Source organism: Rhizobium ruizarguesonis (assembly GCF_017357285.1).
Lineage (GTDB): Bacteria > Pseudomonadota > Alphaproteobacteria > Rhizobiales > Rhizobiaceae > Rhizobium > Rhizobium ruizarguesonis.
The window spans coordinates 578,764-604,676 of the sequence record NZ_CP071679.1; the positions used below are offsets into that span (position 1 = coordinate 578,764).

At 60.7% G+C, this 25,913-nt stretch carries 27 protein-coding genes; 10 read left to right on the forward strand and 17 right to left on the reverse strand.

Annotation, left to right across the window (positions count from 1 at the left end):
- Positions 1 to 14: 14 nt before the first annotated feature.
- On the reverse strand, positions 15 to 3,062 hold the full coding sequence (gene ydiJ / locus J3P73_RS27200; protein ID WP_130676257.1) for a D-2-hydroxyglutarate dehydrogenase YdiJ: 3,048 nt from the start codon (positions 3,060 to 3,062) through the stop codon (positions 15 to 17).
- A 145-nt stretch (positions 3,063 to 3,207) separates the two neighbouring features.
- Here ydiJ and J3P73_RS27205 point away from each other — a divergent pair, with 145 nt between their 5' ends.
- Entirely contained in the window at positions 3,208 to 3,354 is a 147-nt protein-coding gene (locus J3P73_RS27205; protein WP_165448373.1) for a hypothetical protein, read from the forward strand.
- Between the two features lie 150 nt (positions 3,355 to 3,504).
- On the opposite strand, the gene J3P73_RS27210 is transcribed toward J3P73_RS27205, so the two are convergent.
- From J3P73_RS27210 to J3P73_RS27220, 3 genes are all read right to left on the reverse strand, one after another.
- The gene (locus J3P73_RS27210; protein WP_018072955.1) at positions 3,505 to 3,762 is read right to left on the reverse strand and encodes a hypothetical protein; all 258 of its coding nucleotides are present in this window, start codon (positions 3,760 to 3,762) and stop codon (positions 3,505 to 3,507) included.
- A gap of 49 nt (positions 3,763 to 3,811) precedes the next feature.
- Positions 3,812 to 5,440 (reverse strand): chaperonin GroEL, encoded by a 1,629-nt coding sequence (gene groL, locus J3P73_RS27215; protein ID WP_018072956.1) that lies wholly within the window; start codon positions 5,438 to 5,440, stop codon positions 3,812 to 3,814.
- 152 nt (positions 5,441 to 5,592) lie between these two features.
- On the reverse strand, positions 5,593 to 5,907 hold the full coding sequence (locus J3P73_RS27220) for a co-chaperone GroES (protein ID WP_017991466.1): 315 nt from the start codon (positions 5,905 to 5,907) through the stop codon (positions 5,593 to 5,595).
- A 346-nt stretch (positions 5,908 to 6,253) separates the two neighbouring features.
- Between J3P73_RS27220 and J3P73_RS27225 the strand changes: the two genes are divergently transcribed.
- The 4 genes from J3P73_RS27225 to J3P73_RS27240 all read left to right on the forward strand — a co-directional run bounded on the left by J3P73_RS27225 (position 6,254) and on the right by J3P73_RS27240 (position 7,799).
- Positions 6,254 to 6,544 carry a hypothetical protein gene (locus tag J3P73_RS27225; RefSeq protein ID WP_018072957.1) on the forward strand — a complete coding sequence of 97 codons (291 nt, stop codon included), beginning with the start codon at positions 6,254 to 6,256 and terminating at the stop codon, positions 6,542 to 6,544.
- Positions 6,545 to 6,644: 100 nt separating this feature from the next.
- Entirely contained in the window at positions 6,645 to 7,001 is a 357-nt protein-coding gene (locus tag J3P73_RS27230; RefSeq protein ID WP_018072958.1) for a hypothetical protein, read from the forward strand.
- Between the two features lie 46 nt (positions 7,002 to 7,047).
- Complete coding sequence (locus tag J3P73_RS27235) at positions 7,048 to 7,374, forward strand: DUF2934 domain-containing protein (protein WP_024319635.1); 327 nt, start codon at positions 7,048 to 7,050, stop codon at positions 7,372 to 7,374.
- Between the two features lie 5 nt (positions 7,375 to 7,379).
- Entirely contained in the window at positions 7,380 to 7,799 is a 420-nt protein-coding gene (locus J3P73_RS27240) for an HD domain-containing protein (protein WP_029767294.1), read from the forward strand.
- Between the two features lie 126 nt (positions 7,800 to 7,925).
- On the opposite strand, the gene J3P73_RS27245 is transcribed toward J3P73_RS27240, so the two are convergent.
- The 4 genes from J3P73_RS27245 to J3P73_RS27260 all read right to left on the reverse strand — a co-directional run bounded on the left by J3P73_RS27245 (position 7,926) and on the right by J3P73_RS27260 (position 10,202).
- Positions 7,926 to 8,195, reverse strand: coding sequence for a hypothetical protein (locus J3P73_RS27245; protein WP_018072961.1), 270 nt, complete (start codon positions 8,193 to 8,195; stop codon positions 7,926 to 7,928).
- Between the two features lie 44 nt (positions 8,196 to 8,239).
- Positions 8,240 to 8,503, reverse strand: a complete 264-nt coding sequence (locus J3P73_RS27250) for a hypothetical protein (protein WP_011649410.1) — start codon at positions 8,501 to 8,503, stop codon at positions 8,240 to 8,242.
- Positions 8,504 to 8,733: 230 nt separating this feature from the next.
- Entirely contained in the window at positions 8,734 to 9,378 is a 645-nt protein-coding gene (locus J3P73_RS27255) for an RES family NAD+ phosphorylase (RefSeq protein WP_207580022.1), read from the reverse strand.
- Positions 9,375 to 10,202, reverse strand: a complete 828-nt coding sequence (locus J3P73_RS27260) for a hypothetical protein (RefSeq protein ID WP_018072963.1) — start codon at positions 10,200 to 10,202, stop codon at positions 9,375 to 9,377. Before J3P73_RS27260 ends, J3P73_RS27255 begins: the two co-directional genes overlap by 4 nt.
- 208 nt (positions 10,203 to 10,410) lie before the next feature.
- On the opposite strand from J3P73_RS27260, the gene J3P73_RS27265 reads away from it, so the two are divergent.
- Positions 10,411 to 10,917: an HIT family protein gene (locus J3P73_RS27265; protein ID WP_018072964.1), complete on the forward strand. Its 507-nt coding sequence runs from the start codon at positions 10,411 to 10,413 to the stop codon at positions 10,915 to 10,917.
- Positions 10,918 to 10,964: 47 nt separating this feature from the next.
- Here the strand turns inward: J3P73_RS27265 and J3P73_RS27270 are convergent, their stop codons facing one another.
- The 7 genes from J3P73_RS27270 to J3P73_RS27300 form a co-directional block, all read right to left on the reverse strand.
- A complete protein-coding gene (locus J3P73_RS27270) occupies positions 10,965 to 12,812 on the reverse strand; it encodes a DUF2264 domain-containing protein (protein ID WP_130687432.1) in 1,848 nt (615 codons plus the stop codon).
- 77 nt (positions 12,813 to 12,889) lie between these two features.
- Positions 12,890 to 14,164, reverse strand: a complete 1,275-nt coding sequence (locus tag J3P73_RS27275; RefSeq protein ID WP_024319638.1) for an ABC transporter substrate-binding protein — start codon at positions 14,162 to 14,164, stop codon at positions 12,890 to 12,892.
- 40 nt (positions 14,165 to 14,204) lie between these two features.
- On the reverse strand, positions 14,205 to 14,993 hold the full coding sequence (locus J3P73_RS27280; protein WP_024319639.1) for a DUF624 domain-containing protein: 789 nt from the start codon (positions 14,991 to 14,993) through the stop codon (positions 14,205 to 14,207).
- 20 nt (positions 14,994 to 15,013) lie between these two features.
- A complete protein-coding gene (locus tag J3P73_RS27285; protein WP_130680463.1) occupies positions 15,014 to 16,123 on the reverse strand; it encodes an ABC transporter ATP-binding protein in 1,110 nt (369 codons plus the stop codon).
- Positions 16,124 to 16,138: 15 nt separating this feature from the next.
- Positions 16,139 to 17,311: a glycoside hydrolase family 88 protein gene (locus J3P73_RS27290; RefSeq protein ID WP_024319641.1), complete on the reverse strand. Its 1,173-nt coding sequence runs from the start codon at positions 17,309 to 17,311 to the stop codon at positions 16,139 to 16,141.
- A gap of 4 nt (positions 17,312 to 17,315) precedes the next feature.
- Positions 17,316 to 18,152: a carbohydrate ABC transporter permease gene (locus J3P73_RS27295; RefSeq protein WP_024319642.1), complete on the reverse strand. Its 837-nt coding sequence runs from the start codon at positions 18,150 to 18,152 to the stop codon at positions 17,316 to 17,318.
- Positions 18,149 to 19,135 carry a carbohydrate ABC transporter permease gene (locus tag J3P73_RS27300; protein ID WP_024319643.1) on the reverse strand — a complete coding sequence of 329 codons (987 nt, stop codon included), beginning with the start codon at positions 19,133 to 19,135 and terminating at the stop codon, positions 18,149 to 18,151. Before J3P73_RS27300 ends, J3P73_RS27295 begins: the two co-directional genes overlap by 4 nt.
- 131 nt (positions 19,136 to 19,266) lie before the next feature.
- Here J3P73_RS27300 and J3P73_RS27305 point away from each other — a divergent pair, with 131 nt between their 5' ends.
- Both J3P73_RS27305 and J3P73_RS27310 read left to right on the forward strand, forming a co-directional pair.
- A complete protein-coding gene (locus tag J3P73_RS27305; RefSeq protein WP_130687430.1) occupies positions 19,267 to 21,063 on the forward strand; it encodes a heparinase II/III domain-containing protein in 1,797 nt (598 codons plus the stop codon).
- 123 nt (positions 21,064 to 21,186) lie between these two features.
- Positions 21,187 to 22,014: a carbohydrate-binding protein gene (locus tag J3P73_RS27310; RefSeq protein WP_130687429.1), complete on the forward strand. Its 828-nt coding sequence runs from the start codon at positions 21,187 to 21,189 to the stop codon at positions 22,012 to 22,014.
- Here J3P73_RS27310 and J3P73_RS27315 read toward each other — a convergent pair.
- Positions 22,009 to 23,019: a GlxA family transcriptional regulator gene (locus tag J3P73_RS27315; RefSeq protein WP_024319645.1), complete on the reverse strand. Its 1,011-nt coding sequence runs from the start codon at positions 23,017 to 23,019 to the stop codon at positions 22,009 to 22,011. The two genes, J3P73_RS27310 and J3P73_RS27315, sit on opposite strands and share 6 nt — an antisense overlap.
- Positions 23,016 to 23,594 carry an isochorismatase family protein gene (locus tag J3P73_RS27320; protein WP_171481063.1) on the reverse strand — a complete coding sequence of 193 codons (579 nt, stop codon included), beginning with the start codon at positions 23,592 to 23,594 and terminating at the stop codon, positions 23,016 to 23,018. The genes J3P73_RS27315 and J3P73_RS27320 overlap by 4 nt, the downstream gene beginning before the upstream one ends.
- Positions 23,595 to 23,751: 157 nt before the next feature.
- Between J3P73_RS27320 and J3P73_RS27325 the strand changes: the two genes are divergently transcribed.
- Complete coding sequence (locus tag J3P73_RS27325; protein ID WP_018482404.1) at positions 23,752 to 24,420, forward strand: response regulator; 669 nt, start codon at positions 23,752 to 23,754, stop codon at positions 24,418 to 24,420.
- The gene (locus tag J3P73_RS27330; RefSeq protein WP_024319647.1) at positions 24,410 to 25,810 is read left to right on the forward strand and encodes a sensor histidine kinase; all 1,401 of its coding nucleotides are present in this window, start codon (positions 24,410 to 24,412) and stop codon (positions 25,808 to 25,810) included. Before J3P73_RS27325 ends, J3P73_RS27330 begins: the two co-directional genes overlap by 11 nt.
- Positions 25,811 to 25,913 lie beyond the last annotated feature (103 nt).

A 25,913-nucleotide genomic window follows, 5' to 3' on the forward strand; every position in this document is an offset into this window, starting at 1 on the left:
TATCTGAGTGCCCCCTATTGCGCGAAGTCTGGCTTTTCAGCAATTATCCGATCGATGACCTGAAACGGATGGGAAATGCGCTTGTCGTCGATTTCCTTCACCTGAGAGCGGCAGGAATATCCCGTTGCCATGAGGATATCGCCTTCGCCTGCCACATCAAGCTCTGGCTTCCAGCTCATCGCATAGAGGCGCTCGGAAATCGCCCGATTACTGGCCTCGTGACCAAAGGTGCCGGCCATTCCGCAACAGCCGGTTTGCACTGCCTGAAGATCGATGCCGAGGCTCTCGAACACTTTTTTCCATTGTGCGATTGAGCCAGGCGCATTGGTGCGTTCGGTGCAGTGGGCCATCAACCGGAAGCTCCTGCCTATGATGGTGGAGGGGGAAGCGGCAAGCCGGTCGAGATTGGCGACCAGCCATTCCTGCGGAAGGAGAATGGTCGCCTTCAGCACCTCCTTGTATTCGCTGCGAAAGGCGAGCGTCATCGACGGATCGAGCCCGACCAGCGCCACGCCCGTATCATCCAGCCGTTGCAGATAGTGCGCGGTCCGCCCTGCCGCAGCCTCGAAACGTCCGAGATAGCCATGAACGTGCAGGGCTTTGCCATTGACGTGGGATGCTGCGAGGAAGGGCGAAAGCCCCATTTTCCGTGCGAGCCCGATTGCGGCGAGGGCGACCTCAGGATCGAAATAGGCGGTAAACGCATCGGCGACGAAGATGACGCTCCGCTCCCTCTCACGCGGCGACAAGGCCTCGATTTGCCGAAGGGTCGCAAGCGGCACGCCAAGGCGGGCGGCTTCCTTCGCCAGAGAGATCGCCGGCAGACGGGGCAGGGACGTCAGTCCGGCGACGCGCATCATCATCCTGCCGGCTCGCGTGCCGACGACCAGGTTGTAGGCAGGTCGTATCCGGTGGACCAGGGGCAGGGTGGTTTCAATGGCTGCCACCAGCGGATCCTTCAGCGGACGGAGGTAGCGTCCGTAATAAAGTTCCAGGAATTTGGAGCGGAAGGCCGGGACGCTGACTTTCACGGGACATTGCCCCGCGCAGGCCTTGCACGCCAGACAGGTATCCATCGAAACGCGGACCTCGTGGGAAAAGTCGTCGCGATTTTGAGGGTTCAGCGAGTTGAAGGCGCGCCGCGCGAAGCTCGCGAGCGGGCCGCTTCGCCGCAAGCGCTTTGCCTCCTGGCGGGGATCGATGCCCTTCTCGGCAAGCAGCCTCAGCCATTCCCGCATCAGGGCGGCGCGGCCCTTGGGTGAAAAACGCCGGTCGCGTGTCGCCTTATAGGAGGGGCACATCGGGCTCGTTTCGTCGAAATCGAAACAGGCGCCGTTGCCGTTGCAATAGGCGGCATTGTCAAAGGCTGCGCGGATCTCGTTGCCGATGATGCGGTCGGTATCTCCCCGCAGCGGAACGTCGTCGATCTTCAGCAGTGCTTGCTCGCCGGAAGGGGTTGCGATCTTGCCCGGGTTGAGGCGGTTTTCCGGATCGAAAGCCCGTTTGATCTCCTGCAGGCTGGGATAGAGGTCGCCGAAAAATTCCGGCACATATTCGGAACGCACCCCCTTGCCGTGTTCCCCCCAGAGCACGCCGCCATATCTACGCGTCAGCGCCACGACGGCATCGCTGACCTCCCGGACCAGCCGGACATGGTCATCACGGGTGAGATCGAGGGCAGGCCGCACGTGCAGGACGCCGGCATCGACATGGCCGAACATGCCGTAGGAAAGGCCCGCGCCATCAAGCAATGCGCGGAACTCGCGGATATAGGCCGCGAGGTTTTCCGGCGGCACGGCGGTGTCCTCGACGAAGGCGACAGGCCTGACCGGTCCGTCCACATTGCCGAGCAGGCCGACCGCCCGTTTGCGCATCGACCAGATCGCCTCGACATCGGCATGATCCCGCGCAATCGTATAACCCATGTGATGCGCATTTGCGCCCGCAGCAAGCGCGGCAGTCACTTCGGCCAGCTTGCGGTCGAGTTCGGCTTCATCGTCGGCGAGCACTTCCGCGATATTGATGCCGTTTGTGGTTCGGCCGGCATCGTCGGGAAAAAAGCGGGCAATGCCGGTCCAGACGATGTCGCTCCTGGCGAGGCCTAGAACTTTTTCATCGACCGTTTCCACTGAGGCGACCTTCAACGCGACGAGCGTGCGGGCATCCTCCAATGCAGTGTTGAAGTCCCCGTAGCGAATATTGATCAGTGCCGCATGGGCGGGGATCGGCAGAAGGTTAAGTTCGGCTTCGGCGATCATCGCCAGCGTTCCCTCCGAGCCGCAGAGGATGGCATTGAGGTCGAAGCGTCCGTCGCCGCGCCGGATGTGCGCGAGATCGTAACCGGTCATATAGCGGTTGAGTTTCGGAAAAATATCGGTGATCCGGTCCCGTTTTTCGCGCGCGATGCGGTCGACCGTCCTGTGGATCTCGCCGACGCGATCCTGGCGCGCGGCGATCTCCGTGAGTGCCTCCGCATCGAGCGGGCGGGACCACCAGTCGGTCCCATCCGCAAGCACGATGCGCAATCCCAGCACATGGTTGCTGGTCTTGCCGTAGAGGCATGAACCCTGGCCGCAGGCATCGGTGGAGACCATGCCGCCGATGGTGGCGCGATTGGAGGTGGAGAGTTCAGGCGCAAAAAACAGGCCGTAGGGCTTCAACGCCTGGTTCAGCTGATCCTTGACCACGCCTGCCTGGACCCGCGCAATTTTCCTGATCGGGTCGATCTCGAGAATGGAATTCATGTGTCGCGAGCAGTCGACGACGATGCCTGAGGTGAGAGATTGACCGTTCGTGCCGGTTCCGCCGCCGCGCGGCGCGACGGTGATCCCCCGAAAAGCCGGCTCCGACAGCACGGCCGCCGTGATCTGCAGGTCTTCGATGCCCTTTGGGAAAAGGATGCCGGCCGGCTCGACCTGATAGATGGAATTGTCGGTCGAAAACACAGTCCGGCTTGCCGGGCCGGTCTCGATGTCACCGTCGAAGCCTGCCTCAACGAGCCGTTGGAAGAAATCCGCGGGGGGAAGGGGGATTGAAGCGTTCGGCTGGAGACGTGGAATCATTCTCCCAGAAATGCTCAAAAGATCCGATCCTTGTCAATTCCGCCGGACCCGCCAGTTCCGCGACGGACCGCGCAAAGGGAATTCGAGTTCTTGCCGGAGCTGGCTAAGGCCAGCGCGGCCGGGTGCGCGGCCCGAGCCGGTCGAGGTGGCGGCATGGAGCGTCATCGAGGCCGAACATGTCACCGGCGAAAACGTCGTCGTCAGCAGATGCGAGATCTATGTCGGAGCCACTCCGTCGCGGCGTGGTCACTGGTGCTGCGAGCGGGTCGACAGGCTACGCGAGATGGGCTGAGGGTTTACGCCGTCGGCCGAGGCCGACGCGCTCAGGGACTGTCCGACGAAAGCGGCGAAAAGCCTATCCGGGCTGATGCGTTCGAAACCGCTGACGTCGCCCGAATTGAAGTCTTCCCGACGGACCAGGCGACCGGCGGCGGCAGCATGGTCAAATTCCCGGAGCAGTAGGCGGGCGCTCGCTCGTTTCGAAGAGGCCGCGGGCCGCCTCGACCATCGACTGCAGGTGATCGGGGTCGCGCACGCCCTGTCGGTAGAGCTCGATGATGATGCTGGCCATTCGTTCGGCTTCGTCGCTGTTCCTTGCCACCCCGTAATCGGCACTGAACTTGTCGAAGACGCGCTGGCAGGTTGCAAGATCGCGGGAGTCCAGCGGCACCTGCGATCGGTTTTTGATCGTCTGAACCATCTCTATTCCCTCGGAAAAGGCCCGCCCGGCGGTGCGGGCGGGCGAGATTCTAGAAATCCATGCCGGGGCCGGCGGGCATCGGCGGCGGCGCGTCCTTCTTGGGCTTCTCGGCAATCATGGCTTCCGTCGTGACGAGAAGGCCGGCGATGGAGGCCGCATCCTGCAGCGCGGTGCGAACCACCTTGGCCGGATCGATGACGCCCTGCGCATAAAGGTCGCCATATTCGCCCGTCTGAGCATTCCAGCCGTAGGAGAAATCGGAGTTCTCGCGTAGCTTGCCGACGATGATCGAACCTTCTGCGCCGGCGTTCTCGGCGATCTGGCGAGCCGGCGCCTCGACCGCGCGGCGAACGATGTCGACACCGACGCGCTGGTCGCCATTGGCGGTCTTGATATTGTCGAGCGCCTTGACGGCGCGCAGCAGCGCCACGCCGCCGCCCGGCAGGATGCCTTCCTCGACCGCAGCACGGGTGGCATGAAGCGCGTCGTCGACGCGATCCTTCTTTTCCTTCACCTCAACTTCCGTCGAGCCGCCGACGCGGATGACGGCAACGCCGCCAGCGAGCTTGGCAAGGCGCTCCTGCAGCTTCTCTCGGTCATAGTCGGAGGTGGTTTCTTCGATCTGAGCCCTGATCTGGGCCACACGACCTTGGATGTCGGACTTGGCGCCTGACCCATCGACGATCGTGGTGTTTTCCTTCTCGATCGAGACCTTCTTGGCACGGCCGAGCATGTCGAGCGTGACGGATTCGAGCTTGATGCCGAGATCTTCGGAGATGACGGTGCCGGCGGTCAGGATCGCGATGTCTTCGAGCATGGCCTTGCGGCGGTCGCCGAAGCCCGGCGCCTTGACGGCAGCAATCTTCAGGCCGCCGCGCAGCTTGTTGACGACGAGCGTTGCGAGAGCTTCGCCTTCGACATCTTCAGCGATGATGAGGAGCGGCTTGCTGGATTGGACGACGGCTTCGAGCACCGGCAGCATCGATTGCAGGTTTGACAGCTTCTTCTCATGGATGAGAATATACGGGTCTTCGAACTCGACCCGCATCTTGTCGGCATTGGTGACGAAGTAGGGGCTGAGATAGCCGCGATCGAACTGCATGCCTTCGACGACTTCGAGTTCGGTCTCCGCAGTCTTTGCTTCTTCGACGGTGATCACGCCATCATTGCCGACCTTTTCCATGGCTTCCGCCAAAAAGTGGCCGATTTCGGCATCGCCATTGGCGGAGATTGTGCCGACCTGGGCGATTTCGGAATTGTTGGAGATCTTGCGGGCGTTGGCCTTCAGTTCCGCGACGATGGCGGCGACCGCAAGATCGATGCCGCGTTTCAGGTCCATCGGGTTCATGCCCGAAGTCACGGCCTTGGCGCCCTCCTTGACGATTGCCTGGGCCAGCACCGTTGCCGTCGTGGTGCCGTCGCCGGCGACGTCGCTGGTCTTCGAAGCAACTTCGCGGACCATCTGGGCGCCCATGTTTTCGAACTTGTCTTCGAGTTCGATTTCCTTGGCGACCGAAACGCCGTCCTTGGTGATGCGCGGGGCGCCGAAGGATCTTTCGATCACGACGTTGCGGCCTTTCGGGCCGAGGGTCGCTTTCACGGCGTTGGCCAGGATGTCGACACCACGCAACATCTTCTCGCGGGCTTCGGTGCTGAATTTGATTTCTTTAGCAGCCATGTCCTCACTCCTTCATAGGCAGCCAGAGCAATTCCAGGAAAGTACGAAGGGGTTTTCCGTTCGGAATTGCGTCAGAAATAAAATGTTGGAGCGGTTCTGCGTTTCCATGAAAAGCTGAAGCGCTCCAGCGTGGACGGATGTCAGCAGGGATCTCATGCGGCCTGCTTCTTTTCGCCCTGGGTTTCGATGATGCCCATCACGTCGCTTTCCTTCATGATCAGCAGATCCTCGCCATTGATCTTGATCTCGGTGCCGGACCATTTTCCGAACAGGATGCGATCGCCGGGCTTGACGTCGAGTGCCTGGATCTGGCCGGCGTCGTTGCGTGCGCCGGGGCCGACGGCGATGACCTCGCCTTCCTGCGGCTTTTCCTTGGCAGTGTCGGGAATGATGATGCCGCCCTTGGTCTTTTCCTCTGAATCGACCCGGCGGACGAGAATGCGGTCATGAAGCGGTCGGAACGACATGTCTTCCTCCATCGATAAACAGTGATGACGTTGTCCTTAGCCGGACCGGATGACCAATCCGGGCGGGTGCTCGCGCGCGAGCCTTGCGAGAATGATTTGGTTCGATGGTTTTGCAATTCAAGAGGTGATGGAAGAAAAATTGGCACTCCCTGCTCGTGAGTGCTAACGCCCGGCAGGGAACAGAAAATCGCCTCCCGCGTTCGAATAACGAAGGCGACGGCGTGGTGCCGGAGGCGAGTTCCAGCAGGATTGAGGCTTGAATCCGGATTTCGGCATTCCCAACTCTTTGATGATCGAGGCTTGTTCAAGCTCGGTCATCGTCCCACGTCTTTTTGGAGTGAGTGACATGGAAGAGAAGACCAATATCATCAAAGACCTCAGTATCGAGGAACGCGAGGAAATCCTCGTCGATATCGCTCGTACGCTGGAGGAGACGGCTCGCGAGGCCTATGTCGAAGGCAACACGCAGTTTGCCGCACTTTCCAACAATATGGCCGAAACGATCCGCGTCAACGCCGATGAACTCGCCCGTGATGATCCGGAAAATGCCGAGCTCGTATTTCAGCAGGCGACGGCGATGATCTCGCAATTCGAAGCCGTGCACCCCTATCGAATGGTGAGTATGGCCGTTCATTGATTGCCGGGCGGTGCGGGGCGCTCGCTCAAATCAATCTCCACCCACGCGGAACTCTCACTGCTTGCAAAGGTTAGTGGATCACAACATCGAGAGGTGATCCATGGTGACTTCCAGATTAAACGTGCCGCCCGAGAGCGGGACAGATGACGCGCGTTCCGCCGATACGGAGCGAGCCGAGACCGATCGTAAAAGGGCATTGGAAAATGCCCGGCGCAACGCGAGTTCGACATCAGGCCGCGATAGCGACACTGAAAACCCAAGCCTGAAGCTTGCGAAAGAATATCTCAGCCTCGGCGGCCACCGTCGGTCCATGATCGACGACAACATCACCGATGTTCGCCAATGGGATGAGGATCCACCCGAGGCTGAGCGGTTCTGGAAGGAACGGGTGGAGACGCTTTCGAAGGATAAGCGCAAACAGGTGGAGGATTTTCTTCCAACCATCAACACGCCGTGAAAGCGGCTGGGCTCGTTCTTCGGATGAAATGCGCTTGGAGGCGATCATGGCTATAGACAAGCACGAGCAGATCCGTCGCCGTGCCTACGAAATCTGGGAGGCCGAGGGCCGCCCGGACGGCGCCGATCAGCGCCACTGGCTTCAAGCCTGTGACGAACTGGCCGGCGAGGATGAGAATGAGACGCTGCAGAACCTGCTTGATGAAGACGACAGGGATGATGCAGCACTGCTTCAAGGCGCCGGTGAGAGCGGCGATCTCGATCGCCCACGAGCGAGGCCTGTCCAGGCCGCGATGGCCCCCGTCCCTGACATCGAGATGACGACGGGCGAAAAGCCTTCCCGACGGAAGATCAGGAAGACAGAGGGACCGTGATCGCCATGCAGCATCTCGACCATGCCATCCAGATCGCTCTTACAGCCCATGAAGGTAAGGCGGACAAAACCGGCCGGCCGTTCTTCGAGCACTGCCAGCGGGTAGCCCTTCTGGTTTCTGGTGACGAGACGCGAACGGTCGCCTACCTTCATGACGTTGTCGAAAAGGGAAGCGGCTGGACGCTCGACAGGCTGAGGGAAGAAGGCTTTCCGCCGGCGATCATCTCGGCGGTGAATGCTCTGACACGGCGGCCGGACGAGCCGGACGACGACTTCGTCAGACGTGCGGCATCAAACCCGTTGTCCTTGCCCGTCAAGCGGGCCGATCTCGAAGACAATCTCCGGCAGGCCGAACAGGCCGGCAAGAAAACGGAAAAATACCAACGCGGCCTGGATCTCCTGCGCGACATAACGAGCGGGTCATAATTTTACGTTCGCCGGCAACTGCCATCAAGGTCGGCAATCTGGCAAGCGTCCACTACCCGCCTCCATGTCATGCATTGAGAGCCGGCGGCCTCCGTTGCACCGCGGCGGAGGCCGTTTTGGCCTATCTCATGCTTTGTTGGTAAACCACACTGTCGGCGCGCCGAGCACGCCTCCCGTGCGCATCGCCGTCTTCAGCTCGTCCAACTTGCTGAATGCCTGCGCCGCTTCAAACGTGGCGAACTCGTGGGTGACGGTAATATCGTTCGGATTGTCGATGGCGCGATAAACGGCTTGCGCCGTCACCCCGTTGGCCTTCTGCACCTGATGAAACGCATCATACGTCTTGCGCCAAGTGGCGTAGTCGGAGACCTCGTGCCTCACGAATAATGTCGTCATATCATCCTCCCGCGTTGCATTTCCAAGTTTGGTTGAGACGCGTGTTACGATTGCACGAGGAACGTCATGGTCTCGGGCAAGACACCGTCACTCGCCATCGCATCGGCCGCTGCCTTGGTCTGCATGAAGGCCATCAACTTTTCCATATCTGCAACGTCCATGACCAAGCCGACGCGGTTGGACGTTTGAGGGTCTGTGAACGTGCGAATGTTCGTCACGCCGACGGGTTCCAATACCTGTTTGCGGATGGGCGAAGCGAGCCAGTGTTTCGTGTCTTTGACGTCGTGATAGATCATTATGGTGGGCATTGCGGTCTCCTCTCAAGATCTCGGAAACTGAAGGCTGAGTATGCTGCTGCGCTTTGCCGGATTTCATTACAGCAATGTTGCGAAGAGTGGGTTTTTCTTATTCATTAGTTGAAGATATAAATATAATTATGGAGTAATTCGAAAATATTATGCGACGACCGCGTTGAGCGCGCATTGGTTTTTGAGAATAGCTTTGGTGACGGTTCCGGAGTCAGCGAGCGTCATTGGCGCTAAGATATGATCGTTATGCCCGCACGGCGCCCGTAGTCCCGCAGCTCGAGAAGGAGACCAACATCCGTACCGGCGTCAATGGATTGAACGACGTCGAGCCGATCCTCTGTCATGCGATCCTCGAACAGGATCATGCATTGTTCGGGGTCGCACTGGCGGGACGTCCAGATCAACCCGTCAATGTCTGCGCGCGCCCGATGAATGGCTTCGGCCCACAGGACGGTCTCGCCATATGTCGACTTCGGCGTTTCGATGAGATCGGTTCGACTGAGTTTCCAGGCTTTCAAATCGGGTGCGAAAAGGCTTGCCAACCGTAGATCACGCTTTGGCGCGATGACGCTCACCGTCCGCGCTTCGACAACGGCTAGCCGGACGGTCTTGAAAGCGGCGGCCGGTTCGATGTCGTGAAAGATCGACTCGAAGGCGGCCGCCTCTCTGCTCGTTGCCGCATAGAGCGTTGCGACACAATTGCCGTGCGCGTCGTTGAACGGCGCAAAGCGCGTCGGCTGTCCCTTGCAGAGATTGAATTGCCCTGCCCGGAACGAAGACAGATGGGTCCGATGAAGCGCCGTACCCGCCTTGATCGTCCGGATGTTGATCGTTGGAAAAGGAGACGGCGGGCATGGCAGAGGAGGGTGGCTCACCCAATGACCTCTTGCCGTTCACGGGCCGCGGCAGCAGCCACCGCGTCGATATCGTCAAGCGCATCCATGGGCGCCTTGTCGTCCAGCCAGCCGTTCGTTGAAACGAACCAGAATGCGCGCTGCCATGGAGACAGGTTTTCCGGAAGCGCCACAAGCGCCTTCTTGATCGCAGGATGCGGCCGTCCGTCCCGGAGCTGAAACGCCGGAAAATATTCGGTGCCGCGATGATGTACTGAGAAAATGTCGCCGGCTTTCTTCCAGCGCGCCGCAGTCGCGTACAGGTTTCTCGCGCTTGAGCCGGCGCGGTTTCCGATCTCCGCGCTGGTGAGCTGCGGCACCTCAGCGATGAAGCGATCCCTGACCTCCAGATTGTCCGCTGCGAGCACGCCGCGCGCCTCGCCAAGCTCATCAGGCAGGATAACATCCGCGAGCTTGTTGATCGCATCTTCCAGGCGGCTTTCTTCCAGCGAGCCGCTGACGCGGACCATCGTCTGGAAGAAGGTCTTGACGGATCTGCGATGTCCTTCCGGCAGATCGGGTTTCAAGCGGATTACCACGGAATCCCCGACCGCAACATTTGCAATCGCCCTGGCGAGCTTCGCGAGTTCGGGGTCCGCGTTCTCAGGAAAAGCAGATCGATCGACGGCGAACTTCGTCAGGGTCTGCAGGAAGGCATCCGCGAACGCATCACGCAGAGCGTTTTCATCCGAGGTCCGTTCTGGAGCAACGCCTTTGCGCCGGTGGCCAGCCAATGGCACGGTTCGCCCGTCGTTGGCGGACGACCGATCAATCATGAGAAATTCGGAAAAGAGAGCTTCGGTCATTTCGGCCACGTGAGATTGGTGATGAACATCTCAATATCACTTAATTCATGCAAAGTCGATTGCAATGGGAGTGTCAGGATGACCATAGCCTCGCATATGCGCCAGTGGACAGATTTGATGGCAGGATCGATTTGACTTCCCAATATCGGTTGTCGCACCAATTTGACGATCGGATACGCCTCGGCGCGTGAGACGACAAAGGTTTAGAATGATCGAACGCCGACCATTTGATCTCAAGGCTTATGCGCAGGACATCGGAACAAGGCCATGCTTTATCTGCGGCTTGGTCAGGAATGCCCCTGACTTCTTTCACCATCGCGTTTTTGAAGACGACGAGACCATCATCTTCCTGAGCAAATATCCCACTCTGCCCGGTTATTGCCTCGTCTGTCCAAGAGAGCACCGTGAGGATCTGGCGTGGGACATGTCGACAGATGAATATCTTCGACTACAGGAGAAGGTGCACGTCTTGTCGCGTGCCCTCAAGAGCGTGTTCGACGCCGAGCGAATTTATGTGCTTTCGCTCGGCAGCCAACAAGCCAATAGCCACCTGCATTTTCATGTCGTTCCCTTGCCCTCAGGTGTGCGTCTTGAAGAGCAGCAATACCATGCACTGATGGCGGAGTACGGGGTTCTGCAGATACCTGACGATCAAATGGCACAGTTGGCGCAGCGCATCGCTGAAGCATACCGTTCCGAGTTGACCGCACGATAATCAACCGTCTGGCTTGCGGTCGAAACCCGAAAGCCAGTGCCTCCAAGCTACGTCCCGAGGGCGAATGCCGGAACCTGTACGCCTTTCTCGCGAAAGAGCCGCTCCACCTCGTCGAGGCGAGGGCAGGCCGGCGGGTTGAGCGCCTTTGCCCAGTTCTCGCGGCTGGACAGGGCCATTGCCGCAGTTGCGAGCACGGTGGTTCCGGGGCCGATTTCACCGCGCAGCTGCGGCAGCAGGGTCTTGGCGTGGATGAGATTGGTGTTCGGTATCGGGCTCATCGCATGGCCGGCCCTCGGATGGGGCGATAGATCGACGATGGCGCTGACGTCGGTCTGTCCGTACCAGACGGCCCGGCCATCGCTTACATCGGAGCGATCGGCATTGAAATCCGCGCGTTCGATCGCAAAGCCGCCCTCGATGGTACTGAGGGTGCGCGGCGTGGCGATGCGGTGAATGCGGATGTGCCACGGGTTTTCGGGAAGCAGCCAGGTTTCGATGGTGACATCGCTCCAGGGGCGCCAGCGCGAATAGAGCAGGTCACCAGCGATCAACGCCTCTTCGAGAGTTTCCCGCATGCGGAAATGGACGCCGTCATCGGAGAGGCCGAGCATGCCGTCGAAACTTGCGGCGGAGAAATTCCGGTCGTCGGCTTCGATGTTGAAGGCATAGCGTGTGGAATAGACGAATTTCGAATATTTCTCGTTTGCGCCGAGCATCTTGTCGTGCTGCTGCCCCGAGGAGAGTACGACCACGTTTCCCGGCGTGTGCATGGCGACCATGCCCGCCGGCTTCAACGTAACCGGCTCCGGAAATTCCGGCTGCGGTGCCTCCTCGGCGGTCCAGAACGGATGACCCTGCGGAAGAGCGAGCGGCAGGAAGAATTTCAGCGCCCAATAGGGCGAGCCGGGAGAGTTGTAGCTCTCGCTCATGAAGAGGTTCGGATAGCCGTAACCGACCGAAAGAACGCCGTCGCGATCGGCAATCGGCATCGCCGACCACCAGCGGATATGGCGCATGTAATAGCCCTTGATCTCTGCCCAGGGCAGGGCTTCGACGCAGGCAAAGGCAAGCGCGCCCCAGAAACCTCCTGCCGCGAAGCGGTAGGTCTGGCTGCGGCCGAAGGCAAGGGCTGCGCCATCGGGGCCGAACCAGTGGCGGATATCCCTGGCGAAGATCTCAGCGCGATCGCGGAAGCGATCCTTGCGCGCCTCGTCGCCCTTGGCCAGTACCGCATAGATCAGGCCGTAGAAATGCATGGCGAAGGGAATGTAATGATCGACCCGCCGGACCGGCCCGTCGCGATACCAACCGTCCCCGAGGTCGAAGGCCTCCAGTTCGTCGAGATAGGCGATGGTTTTCCGGTGATCGAACGCCACGCTCACGCGTTCCAGCCCGAGATCGATGAGCACACGGAAGAATTTCCAGTTATTGTCTATGAATTCCAACTCGCGCGCTCTGAGAAGATAGGCAGCGACCGTCTTCTTCTCGCTGTCGTCGAGCGGTTCCCAGATGTGCTCGGGCACGAGCGCCAGGGCGAAGCCGACCGCGGCGAGCTCGACCAGCCGCTGATTGCGGTCGGCAAGATCGCCCCAATATTCGGGATGAGCAGGATTGGTGCCGTTTGCCAGCCCGCGGCGATAGAGATCCCAGTGCGGGAACGTGCCGCCGCCGGCGACGAGCGGAACGATCCCCCAGAGCGGCCGCGCAAATCCCTCCAGATCCGCCGCCGCCCGATCGAAGATCGCGGCGGCCGCACCGAGGCGCACACGGGCGCCGCCTTCGGAAAAATACGGCAGTAGCGGCGCGAAGAGATCGATGACGGCCTTGGCGAGGTCGTCGCGTGTCTTCAGGGGATTGCCGAAAAGCGGATTGGCCCGGGCGGGATCATAAATCATTGTCAGGCTCGAAATTCATGAAAAACAGGATCGGCCGCGGGCAGATATTGCTCGCGGCCTTCGACATTTCTGGACGCTTACTTGATGGCCTTCACGCCTTCAGTCATTTCCTTCAGCCCGTCATCGACGGAGGTGCTGTCGGTCATGATCGCGTCATGCGCACGGTTGAGCACGACCTCGATCTTGGCGGCGTTCGGGTTGACCGCCATCTCCAGGTAGGTTTTCGACGGCTTCAGCGCCTCCTTGCTGGCCGCATCCTCAGGAAAGCCGGGTGTTGCCGCGATCTTGGCGCTGACGTCATCCGTCTTGAGCGCAGGGAAGGTACCCGTCGAGGCGATGACTGCTGCGCCCTCAGGACCGGTGACGAACTTGATGAAATCGAGCGCGGCCTCCTTGTGAACGGAATTGGCGTTGACCGCCAGGCCCGAGATCTGCGCAGCGGTCGTGCCGGTTGCCACACCGTCGGGATGCGGGAACTTGACGATGCCCCAGTTCTTGCTCTTCGATTCACCCGATTTCACCTTGGTGATCTGGGTGCCGACGAACCAGGTTCCCATAGGCAGCATGCCGATCGTGCCATTGAAGAAGAGCGCCGAATAATGTGTGTTCGACGTCTTCAGGAAGGCATAGGAGGGAATCGCGCCATCCTTCTGCAGGGTCAGCGCCCTCTCGTACCAGGGCTTCAGGAAGCCGTAGTCGCCATCGACAAGCGTGTGTTTTCCGTCGAGGATGGCGGGCAGCTGAACGGTCGACCGCCAGGTGTGCAGAAGCGCGCCGTAGGTCTTGTTGGTGCCCATGCCGCCCGAAAGCTTCTCGGCGGTCGCGTCGAACTGCGCCCAGGTCATGTCATTGGTGGGGTAGGGGACGCCTGCCTTGTCGAATATATCCTTGTTGTAATAGACGACCCAGAAGTCGGACCGGAACGGCAGGGAGTAGACTTTGCCGTCGATGGTCAGTTCCTCGATCAGGCCGCCATAGGGAGCCGGGTCGATTTTCTGATCCTTCACGAAGCCGCTGAGATCGGCGATGTTGCCGGCGCGCACCAGATTGGTGTAGCCCGGCACATCCTTGATGGTGACGATGTCGATGTCCTTGGAGCCGCCGGTCAGCTGCGTTGAGATCATCTGCTGGTAGTCTTGCGAGCCGAGATCCATCGGCTCGAACTTCACGTTGGGATGCTTGGCCTGATAGGCCTCGATCAGCGGCTTGTAATAGGCGGTCTTGTCCCAATCCCACAAAGCCCATTTGAGCGTCACGGCGTCCTGGGCAAACGCTGCCCCGGCCGTCATCGCCGCCAAGGTGAAACCTGCCACGGCAAGTTTCACCGTCCCCCCGAATTTATCCAAATACATTCCCGTTCTCCTTCCCTGGATCATCTCTGGATCAGTTATTTTATGAAGCGTCTCGTCTATGCGGTTCGCGGTGCGGCTGTGTTGCGTTTGGCAGGTGTCTCTTTTGGTTTTCGCGCAATTCAGGACGCAAAACCGCTGCGCACTTTTGCTGGAATTGCTCCAGAACCATCACCGCCGTCCGATGGACGCCGAATGCGACGGCGAACATTCCGAGTGAAAAATTGAAGGTTGCCGGCATGAACACCGAAACCGGATAGAAGAGGATGTGCGCCAGCCATAGGCCGGCGGTAAAGGCGAGCGCCGCGAGCGCCGGGAAAGGGCGGACGACGGAGGCGAGGGCGGCGAGGCGCAGCAGTTGGAGAGCCGGCAGATCGCGCATCACCATGAGAATGACGAGATGGCAGGCGAGGACCGCGACGAAGGCGGTGGCGACGAGCGCGACCGTCAGCGGTGCGCTCAGCAACAGATTGTCCCGCGCGCCGGCGCCATAGGTTGCGATCGCATGGATGCAGACGGCGAGAGCGACCGCCAAAGCCAGCCCCCAGGCGGTGGCGCGCCAGAAGTAGCGCAGAAAGGCCTCTGTGAAGTCCCGCAGCAGATAGGTGTTGCGGTCTTCCACGAGAGCCACCGAGACCCGGGCCATGGCGGCGAGCGCTGCCGGCAGCGTCACGACGAAGAGGCCGGCCAGGATGAAGAGGAAGTTCAGCTTGACCATCTCCCACCACTCGCGGACGAGGATCTCGGCGAACAAAGCAAGGCCGGTCCTCTTCGGAGCATCCTTCGGAATGCCCGGCCCCTCCCTCGTCCACATGTCCCGCAACCACTGCATAGCCGTCTCCCGCAGGCGCCTCAGTATAGAATCGAGCGTTCCGTTTCCGTGTCGAACAGCTGCGCATTGGTCATATCGGCAACCAGCGTCGCCTCTTCGCCGATATCGGGCCGGTAGCGTGGCGAGACGCGGGCGATGAGATTGCGACCGCCTGCCACCATGTTCAGGTGCACTTCCGAGCCCATCGGTTCGGCAAGTTCGACAATCGCCTTGAGGGGCGCCAGGTTCTCCGGTGCGATATCAGCCGGCGGCAGTTCGTGGAAATTTTCCGGACGGATGCCGAGCACCAGTTCGCGGCCCTGGTAGGGCGCGATCCTGCTCTTGTCGAAATGGGCAGGCAGCGGCAGTTCCCGGCCGTCGAAGACGGCGACGTAGCCATCGCCCCGGCGCAGAATGGTCGAGGGCAGCATGTTCATCTGCGGCGCGCCGATGAAACCGGCGACGAACATGTTGACGGGGCGGTCATAGAGGTTCTGCGGCGTATCCACCTGCTGGATATGCCCGTCCTTCATGACGACGATCCGGTCCGCCATGGTCATGGCCTCCACCTGATCGTGAGTGACGTATATGAAGGTGGCGTTGAGGCGCTTGTGCAGCTTGGTGATTTCCGAGCGCATCGTGCCGCGCAGCTTGGCGTCGAGATTGGAAAGCGGCTCGTCGAGAAGGAAGACCGCCGGATTGCGCACCATGGCGCGACCGAGCGCGACGCGCTGGCGCTGCCCGCCCGAAAGCGCCTTCGGCTTGCGGTTCAGGAGATGAGAGATGTCGAGGATCTTGGCGGCGTCCTGCACCTGGGCATCGATGAAGTCGCGCGATACCTTCCTGAGCTGCAGGCCGAACGCCATGTTCTTGTAGACGGTCATATGCGGATAGAGCGCGTAATTCTGGAAAACCATGGCGATATCCCGATCCTTGGAAGGGACGTCGTTCATGATGTCGCCGCCGATCTTGAGCTCTCCTCCCGATATTTCCTCGAGGCCGGCGATCATCCGCAGCGTCGTCGATTTGCCGCAGCCCGACGGGCCGACCAGAATGATGAATTCCTTGTCTGCGATCTCGAGGTCGATGTCGTGGACAACGGTGAGCGCACCGTAGCTCTTGTTCAGCTCTTTAAGCGAAATGCTGGCCATCGGGTTCTCCTGAATTCACCAATAGGAAGACCAGCTGCGCGAAAGACGCGTCAAAGCTTCCATGTAATAATAATCTCCCCAGGAGACGCATTCATCGACACCCTCACCGCGGCAGGTGTTGAACGGCGATTTCTTCGAATAGGTGGCGTGCAGCACCAGGCCGTTGGAGACGGTGGGATCCTTGACCGCATAATGATCCGCAAGGCTCTTCATCATGCGGCGTGCCAGCGTGCGATAACGTGCGGCCGGTTCCGGCTCGACGAGATCGGCCATCTCCAGAAGGCCGCAGGCGGCGATCGACGCCGACGAGCTGTCGCGCGGCTCGCCATCGCCGTCCGAAAAGACGAGATCCCAATAGGGCACCATGTCGGCCGGCAGCCGGTTGAGATAGAAGGCGAGCAGCCGGTCGAAGGTTTGGCGATATTCCTCGATCCGCTCATAGCGATAGGAGAGCGCCATGCCAGCGATTGCCCAGGCCTGTCCGCGCGCCCAGGCGCTATCGTCTTTGTAGCCCTGTTTGGTGGCGCCGCGCACCGGCGCTCCGGTGACCGGGTCCATATAGAAGGTGTGATAGGTGGAATCGTCCGGCCGAACCGAGTTGGCAAGCGTGGTGCGGGCGTGAATGAGCGCGATCTCGCGGTATTTCGGATCGCCGGTTTCGCGGCTCGCCCAGTAGAGAAGCGGCAGGTTCAGCAGGCAGTCGATGATGTAGCGGTATTCTTCCGCCACCCCCTTGCGGCCCCAGGCCTGAATGAACTGGCCGATGGGTTGGAAACGCTCGATCAGCTGGTCGGCGGCCAGGATGGCGGCCTTGCGGCCATCCTCGTCTCCGACGAGCTTCCAGGCGGCAATGCAGGAGGGCGAATAGAGAAAGCCCATGTCGTGATGGTCCGTCTCGATGCGGTTCACGATCCGATGCAGAAACGACTGGACCTGGACCTGCGCGGCATGCCGGAAAACCGCCTCGCCGCTATGCTCGAAAGCGAGCCATAGCTCACCGGGCCAGAAACCTGCGGTCCATTGGTCGTTCGCCACCGCAGGATAGAAATTTCCGACACTCGAATGGTTCTGCGAGGCATGGGTGAAGACGGGAAGGTTACGCCTGATCTGCTCGACGGCAAGATCGAGAGCGGCTTTGACCTCCTGGTCGGTTATCGGCTGCGGGGCGACGGACGAGACGGCGTTCATGGATTTAACCCTTCAGTCCCGTCGAGGCGATGCCCTCGACGAAGAAACGCTGGAGAGAGAGGAAGACGACGAGAACCGGAATGAGGGCGACGACGGAGGCTGCCATGATCAGCCCGTATTCGGCCGAATATTGCGAGATGAACATGCGCAGGCCGATCTGGACGGTCTTCAGCTCGGTCTTGGTCAGGTAGATCATCGGCCCGAGAAAATCGTTCCAGGTGGTGACGAAGGTGAAGATCGTCAGCGTCGAGAGCGCGGGCTTGGACAGCGGCAGCATGATGCGCGCCCAGATCTGGTACTCGTTCATGCCGTCGATGCGGGCTGCCTCGCAGAGCTCGGTCGGGATCGACATGTAGAATTGTCGCATCAGGAAGACACCGAAGGCGGTGAAGGCCTGCAGGCAGATCAGCGCCAGATGGGTGTTGTTGAGGCCGAATTCGCGCATCAGCAGGAATTGCGGCACCATATAGACCTGCCAGGGCATGGCGATGGTGGCGATGTAGCCGAGGAACAAGGTGTTCTTGTAGGGGAAATTCAGCTTGGCGAAGGCGTAAGCCGCAAAGCTGGAAGTCAAAAGCTGCAGCAGCGTGACGATGATCGTCAGCTTCGACGTGTTGTAGATGAAGAGCGAAAGCGGGATTTTCGTCCAGATATCGACGTAGTTATGCCATTGCGGCTCGGACGGTATCCACTCGATCGGAAAAGCGAAGACGTCGCGGCTGAGCTTCAGCGATGCCGAAAGCATCCAGGCAAAGGGCATCAGCATGATGAGCGTGACGGCGATGACGATGGCGTAGATCGCGACCGATCTGACGGTTACCTTGCGTCCTGCAATCCTCATTCGCCGTCCTCCCTCTGGCGGCGGAACTGGAAGACGGTGACCGCGAGAACGAGGAAGAACAGAACCAGCGCAACCATGCTGGAATAGCCGAGATCCCAGGAAATGAAGGCCTCGTTGTAGATGTGGTAGACGAGGACGAGCGTCGAAGTGCCGGGCCCGCCCTGGGTGATCATGTAGATCTGGTCGAACACCTTGAAGGACTGGATCGTCAGCATGACGGTCACGAAGAAGGTCGTCGGCCCGAGCTGCGGCACGGTGACATGGATAAACTTCTGCCAGGAATTGGCGCCGTCGAGATCGGCAGCTTCATAGAGCTCCGAATTGATGCCCTGCAGGCCGGCCAGATAGATGACCATGTAATAGCCCATGTTCTTCCAGATGCCGAAGAGGATCACTGTCACCATCGCCCAGTGGCGATCGGCCGCCCATCCCGGCATGTTCTTGGGATCAAGGCCGAGCGTGTAGAGGATCATGTTCACCGGTCCCATCTCGGGATTGAAGATCATGTTCCAGACGACTGCGACGGCCACCAGCGAGGCGACATAGGGGAAGAACATCGCCGTGCGGAAGAAGTCGCGCCCCGCAATCTTCTGGTTGAGGAGAACGGCGAGGCCGAGCGCGCAGATAAGCGTCGCCGGCACGGAGGCGACCGTATAGATCACCGTGTTCCAGAACGCCGCGATAAAGGCCTTGTCCTCGAAAAGTCGCCAGAAATTATCCAGCCCGGCGAATGTGATCGCATTCGAGCCGTCCCAATGCATGAAGGCGAGCACGAAGGCGAACAGGATCGGGCCGAGCGTGAAGACGGCAAAGCCGATGAAATTCGGCGCGATGAAGGAATAGGCGACGAGCGCGTTGCGGATCCTGCGCTGGCGCTTCGACAGGACCGCGACCTTCCGGCCGGAGGTTGCCAGAGCGCCATCCGTCGTGATGACCGAATTCGATAGGGACACCGATGCCTCCTCTTCCTCCCGCAACGACATAGCACATATCCGGTATTGGTCAAACAAGTTCTGAACAGGTCATACGAATTTTATGGAAAGCGCAAAATACATATGATAGGTGAGCATGCAGACCAAACGCCCATCGATGCTTTTCCGGTACGGGGAGGGACATGTTCAGCGAGATTTCAGGGGAACTGCCGGATGTGCTGGGCGATTTCACGCCCGGGGCGGTCTGCTCCGATCGCGCCAGATGGAGCGCTGTGCCGCAAGCGGTACGGGAGCTGGTCATTCAGGAGGCCGAAGAGACGCTTGCGCGCGCCTGGCCGCTGATTGCGGCCTCGGATTACCGGGAGTTCACCGCAACGGGCAACCGCGCGCGCTTCGAGGAGCTGTATTTCACGCGGCGGCGGATGCTCAACAATCTGGTGCTCGGCGAACTCATCGAAGGCGGGGCGCGGTTCCTGCCGAAGATCGTCGATGGCATCTTCCTGATCGCGGAGGAGAGCGGCTGGCAGCTTCCGGCGCATAACGCCTATGAACGAAGCGGTGCGCGCCTGCCGCTTCCCGACAATTCGCAGCCTGTCGTCGATCTCTTCGCCGCCGAAACGGCCGCGCTGCTTGCCACCATCGTCGCATTGCTTCGCGACGAGCTCGACGGCATCAGCCCGGAGATTACGGCACGCGTAGAGCGCGAGATCGAGATCCGCATCCTCTCGCCCTATCTCGGCCGGCATTTCTGGTGGATGGGCCGCGGTGAGGAGCGGATGAACAACTGGACGGCATGGATAAGCCAGAACGTCCTGTTGACGGTCTTCTCCCTGAAAACAGATCAGCCCACGCGTCACGCCGTCGCCAAGAAGGCGCTCGGCAGTCTCGACGCCTTCCTGAAGGATTATGCCGAGGACGGGGCCTGCGAAGAGGGTGTGCTCTACTACCGCCACGCCGCACTCTGCCTGCATGGTGCGTTGACCATCCTGGATGCCGTGGCGCCAGGCCCGTTCTCCGGGGTCTGGCAGCAGCCGAAGATCCGCAACATGGCCGAATATATTGCCCATATGCATGTGGCCGGCCGCCACTATTTCAATTTCGCGGATTCCTCCGCTGTGGTCGAACCCTGTAGCGCGCGCGAATACCTGTTCGGACAGGCGGTCGGCTCTGAGATGCTGGCTGAGTTCGCGGCAGCCGACAGGGCCGCGTCCGACAATCCGCATCTGCCCGGTGAATGGAACCTCTGGTATCGCGTGCAGGAACTGCTGGCCGGCCCGACGCCTCCCGCTGCCGCCCCGCCGCATCCTGCATCCCGGCGCGATATCTTCTATCCCGGCATCGGCCTGTTCATCGCCCGCGACGAGCAGTTTTCACTTGCCGTCAAGGGCGGCAACAACGGCGAGGGCCACAATCACAACGATGTCGGAAGTGTCACGCTTTACAAGAACGGACGTCCGCTCCTGATCGACGTCGGCGTCGAGACCTATACCGCAAAGACCTTTTCGGCGCGGCGCTACGAGATATGGACGATGCAGTCGGCTTTCCACAACCTGCCGACATTCGCAGGCGTCATGCAGTCGGCCGGCGAAGTCTTTGGCGCCCGCGATGTCGAGGTCGCGTTTGACGAGGAGCAGGCTCGCATATCGCTCGATATATCAGGCGCCTATTCCCCCGAAGCGCAGTTGCACAGCTACCGCCGCGTCGTTTCCCTGCTGCGCGGCCGCCATGTCGAGATCGTCGACACCTATGACGGGAGCAAGCCGGCGGTCCTGTCGCTGATGACATGCCTGGCGCCGACCGTCAGCCCGGACAGGATCGATCTGGCCGACCTCGGCAGCATTTTCGTCGAGGGCGCCGGCGAGATCGAAATCGACGAAATCGGCGTGGACGACGCCCGGCTGAGATCGGCCTGGCCCGAACAGATCTACCGGCTGCGCGTGCCGTTTGCCGGCAGGCTCCTGAGATTGCGGATCGTCTAGAACAGGATGATTTGGGCCGGGTCGGCCTGAAATCTGAATCCTGTTCTAAATTAAAGAGTTAGAGCATGATGTCGTCCGAAAATCGCTCACACTTTTCGGCATCATGCTCTGGGGAGGGCGAGCATGGAATTGACGCTGAAGATCGTGGATGCCGATGGGGCAGTGTTGGCGAGTTCCACCGGTCGGGACGAGACGTTCTTGGTCTATCGCCAGAGTTATCGCGAAGGCGATCGCGTGGTTGTGGAGGTCTCCGAGCCCGGACATGTCTTCCTCGCCCTCGATGGCGCGATCCAACCCGGCCTGGTCTATATGAAGGAATGCGCCTATTCGCTCGCCGTGCCCTTCGGCGACAAACGCAAGCCCTATTCGCCGAATGCCTTCAGGGGCGATATCCATCGGCTCTCAGCGCGTAGCACGCGCTCTGACGAGATTGTCCATCGGCGCAATCTCGCCCTCAACCCCTGGGACGATCACGCCAATCGGGCTCTGTTTCCGCATGCGCGCGCCAATGTCGAGACCCGCGGCGAAGCGGTTTTTGCCGCGCGCAACGCGATCGACGGCGAAAAGGCCAACGATGATCACGGCTTCTGGCCCTATACGAGCTGGGGCATCAATCGCGATCCGCAAGCAGCACTGACGGTGGAATTCGGCAGGCCGGTCAGGATCGACGAGATCGTTTTCTATCTCCGGGCCGACTTTCCGCATGATTCCTGGTGGGAGCAGGCCAGCGTCACCTTCTCGAACGGCAAGACCTCCTGTTTTCCGCTGGCAAAATCGGGTGCCGCGCAGGGCTTTGCCATAGAACCCTGCATCGTCGAATGGTTGGAACTGCACGGTCTGATCAAGGCCGAAGACGCCTCGCCCTATCCGGCACTGACACAGATCGAAATCTGGGGAACCGAGGTACAGGAAGCCGGCCTCAAGCCATCCGCCCTTCCTCTCGCGCTATGAGCCTGTAGGTAGCCTCGACCGCGCCGCACTCGGCGGGCCGTCATTCAGACGGTTCCAGGCGCGGCGGAGCTGCCGCGCCGAGCCGAAGCCGGCGCGCATCGCGACAGCCTCCATGTCCAGCCGTGAACCGGCGAGCATCTCGCGGGCAAGAGCCACGCGCATGCGGTTGACGAAATCCGTCACGCTCATGCCCGTCTGCTCGTTGAACAGCCGTGAAAGGTTGCGCGGGCTGGCGCCGCTGAGGCGGGCGAGCGACGCCACCGACCAGTCCTCAGACGGGTTGGCGGCCACGGCATCCTGTGCGCGGTGAATGACCGGGTGGATATGGTTGCGACCTTCGAGCCAGGGCGAAAGCTGCGGATCCGAGCCGCCGCGCCTGAGATAGACGACAAGATATCGCGCCACCGCAAGCGCACACGCGTGCCCCGCCGCTTCGGCAACGATATGCAGCATGAGGTCTATGCCGGCGGTGATGCCGGCACTCGTGAGGCGATCTCCATCCTCGACATAGAGCCGGTTGTCCCGGACACGCGCGGTGGGAGCGAGCCTGGCCAGATCCTCTATGCAGCCATGATGGGTGGTGCAATCGCGGCCATCGAGCATGCCTGCCTCGGCAGCGAGCAATGCGCCCGAGCAGATCGAGACCAGACGAACTCCCGGGCGAATGGTGTGCTTTAGCCATGCGACGATGGCAGCCTGGTCTGCGCGCTCCTGTTCGTTCCCCGGGCGGCTGTTTTTCATCGGGGCATCGGCGCTGCCGGCAATGATGACAAGTGCGGTATCGGGCAGGCGCTCCGGCAATGCGGCAACGCCTGTAACGGCAAGACCGATCGAGCTGCCGACCGTCAGGGATGGACCGATATAGGTGACGGAAAAGCGCACCGTGCGCTGTTCGAGGTTCGCCTTGCGCAGCACTTCGATCGGGCCGGCGACGTCAAGCAGCAGCACGCGCGGCGGCACGACGACGAAGACTGGAATATCGAAGGGCTGCGCGGCGTCCGTCATGCGGCGAGTGACTTTCCACGCCCCGCCAGGGCCTGTTCGACGGTTGTTATCCGAGCGAAACGGTCCGACAGGACCAGCTCGGTCCGGTCCCGGATTTCCCTCGCGCTCCAGGTGCGTCCTGTGGCGTCGGTCATCGGGAAGGTCAGCGTCGCTTCGCCGACATAGTCGACTTGATAGCCGAGATCGGAGGCATGGCGGGTGGTAGTCTCGCAGCACTGTTCGGTGCGGATGCCGGAGACGAGGATACGACGGACGCCATTCTCGGTCAGCCACACGTCGAGACCGGAACCGACCAGGGCGCTATGGCGCCTCTTCCTGAATGTCGCCTTGGGGGCGATCCTGAGCGGGGCGAGTGTGGTGACGAACCCGGATGCTTCCGAAAACGGCCCGTTTTCATCGACATGGAAGATCTGGATGATGGGTATTCCATCGGCTTCCGCACCGTCGATCAGAGCCTGCTGACGATCGATATAGGCGGAGGCGAGGTTTTCATCCCAGTAATCGCGGTGTCGGAAGGACTCCTGAGCGTCGATAACGAGAAGGACTATATCATGGCCGGACATTTTTTGCTCCATCCAAGTTGATCATGAAGTCATACTCGGCAATTTGAAGACAGAGGAAAATGCGCGCGCCGGACAAATAACGGACAATTCGCGCCATGGATGCCAGGCGTCGGCGGAGGAAATCGGGTCACGCTTCCGCCAGACCGTCCGCACATGCTAAGGAGGTCGGATGCGACTGCTTGTGGTGGAGGACAACAAGGATCTGGCGGCTTGGCTGGGCAAAGCCCTGCGACAGGCGCAGTATGCTATCGACATTGCTCACGACGGCGAGGACGCCGAGCATTTGCTCAAGGTGGCTGAGTATTCGGCTATGATCCTTGATCTTGCACTGCCCAAACTTGACGGATTGACGCTTTTGAAGCGATTGCGGCAGTCCGGGAGCAAGCTGCCGGTCATCATCTTGACCGCCAATGCCAGCCTGGACGGTCGTGTAGCGGGGCTCGACAGCGGTGCCGACGACTATCTCGCCAAGCCCTTCGAAATCGCCGAACTCGAAGCCAGGATCCGCGCGGTGGTCCGCCGCGGCCAGGACCGGGCATCGTCGGAAATCACCGTCGGCAACCTGCGTTTCTCCGGTGGAACGCGGCAGTTTTTCGTCGCAGGCGAGCCGCTGCAATTGACGCCGCGCGAATATGCCGTTCTCGAGCAGCTCGTCATGAAGCATGGCATCACGGTTTCGAAAGCCACGCTTTCTGAAAGCGTCTTCGGTTTCGACGACGAGGCGGATCCGAGCGCCATCGAAATCTACGTCCACAGGCTGCGAAAGAAACTCGAGAGCAGTTCGGTTCAAATTGCCACGTTGCGCGGGCTCGGCTATCTCCTCAGACATGTCCAGTAGTCTCGTCAAAAAGGTGGGCGCGGCGATCGCGCGGCTCAGCCACAGTTTGAGGGTACAATTGCTCTGCTGGGTGCTGCTGACCCTGTTCGGCGCGATCGGCTTCAATCTTTACGACAGCTTCTGGACGGCGGATGCGACGGCAAAGCTGGTGACGGATCGAACACTTCTGGCCTCGGCCCGCGTCATTGCCGAGGCCGTCCGCGTCGACGAGGGCGGCAATGTTCAGGTGGACGTGCCGCCTTCCGCGCTGGAGATGTTTGATACAGGCTTCGGCGACCGGGTATTTTACCAGGTGATCACCGCGTGGGGCAGTCTGGTCAGCGGCTTTCCCGACTTGCCGTTGTCGGCCGTCCAGCGGGCAGGGGAGGATCGCGCGTTCCATGGTGCCGATGTGCGGGTCATGATGCTCGACCATCCTGTCGTCGGCCTTCCCGATGACGGTGCGATCTCCGTCACCGTCGCCGTTACGCATAACAGCCAGTATGCGATGCGAAGGCAGTTGTGGCTCTCAGACTTTTCGAAGCAGTTCGTGCTCGTCTTCGTCGCCAGCCTGGTGACCATCCTTGGGCTCCAACGGGGCCTGGCGCCTGCGCTGAGACTCCGGGACGCTCTGCGCCTGCGCGGGCGCAACCGTCTCGATCCGCTGCCGCCAGAGATGGTGCAGAGCGAGCTGCAGCCGCTCGTTCACGCCCTGAACGACCACATGGAGCGCGTCCAGAACCAGATGGCCGCGCAGCGACGGTTCGTATCCAATGCTGCGCATCAACTCAGAACGCCGCTCGCGCTGATTTCGACGCAGGCGAGCGTGGCGGCCCGCGAAGCCGATGCGGCCCGTCGCGACGAGGCGCTTGTCGCCCTTCGCACCAGCACGAAGCAGATTTCGCGTCTTGCCAGCCAGCTTCTTACCTTGTCGCGGGCCGAGCCCGGAAGCCGGCGCCCGCGCAACGATGCGGCCGACCTTACGAAGGCCGCCCGCGAGATCCTGGAAGCGCTTGCCGAAGAGGCGCTTAAGCGCAACATCGACGTCGGCTTGGAAGCCGTCCGCCCGGTCATTGTCGACGGCGACGCGACGATGTTGCGCGAGATGTTGGTCAACCTCATAGACAACGCGATCCGCTATACCCGCCCGAATGGACGGGTGACCGTCGCCGTCGGGCAGGCAGACGGCAACGCCATCGTGACCGTCGAGGACAACGGGCCGGGTATTCCGAGCGGCGAGCGCGAACAGGTTTTCGAACGCTTCTACCGGATCATGGGGACTGAAAGCGAGGGGAGCGGCCTGGGACTTGCGATCGTTCGCGAGGTTGTCGAAGGCGCCGGAGGTTCAGTCTTGCTGGGTGATGCGGAAGGCGGCGGCCTCATCGTGACTGTGCGGCTGCCGCTCGCTTAAACTTGAGGCGCATCAAATGAAGAAAGCCGGGCATGGCGCCCGGCCTTCTGTTCGATCTGCCTTACAGCGCCGCGCGTCTTTTCAGACGCGCAAAGGACGCTGT